The organism is Psychromonas sp. SR45-3 (assembly GCF_014163575.1).
In the GTDB taxonomy this organism is placed as follows: domain Bacteria; phylum Pseudomonadota; class Gammaproteobacteria; order Enterobacterales; family Psychromonadaceae; genus Psychromonas; species Psychromonas arctica.
The window spans coordinates 1-512 of the sequence record NZ_JACJDP010000105.1 but is presented as its reverse complement, the minus strand read 5'-3'; the positions used below and the strand labels follow the sequence as shown (position 1 = coordinate 512).

Genomic DNA, 512 nt, shown 5'->3' with positions numbered 1-512 from the left:
ATAGACATAATGACTTCCCACTAAGGTGCTAGCCTCTACAGTGGGTTAGTTTTTCAACCAGAGCCATAATATATCTATCAACAATATAATGTGGAGGCTAGCATGAATAAACATAGCATACTTTTCATTGGGTTAGATACTCACAAAACATTTACTGAAGTCGCATATATCGAAGATGTTCGTGGTGCAAAACCACAACATTTAGGTCGCATACTCAGTAACAAATCAGCATTTAAAAAACTCGTTAGGCAACTGCAATCTAAATACCCGCAAGCAACACTGCATTTCGTTTATGAGGCTGGCCCTTGTGGTTACTGGATATATCGATTACTCACCAGCTTACACCAATGTTGCTACGTGATTGCTCCTTCACTCATTCCAAAGAAACCTGGCGACCGTGTAAAAACAGATAAACGTGATGCATTGAATCTTGCAAAGTTACTTAAATCTGAAGACCTTACACCTATTTACGTACCTGAGCCAGAAGATGAAGCGATGCGGGATCTTTCTCG

1 protein-coding gene is annotated in these 512 nt (G+C 40.0%); it reads left to right on the top strand.

The features are described from left to right. Nucleotides 1-102: 102 nt before the first annotated feature. The coding region (locus tag H5084_RS19315; protein ID WP_182692240.1) for a transposase at nt 103-512 on the top strand (410 nt) is incomplete at its 3' end.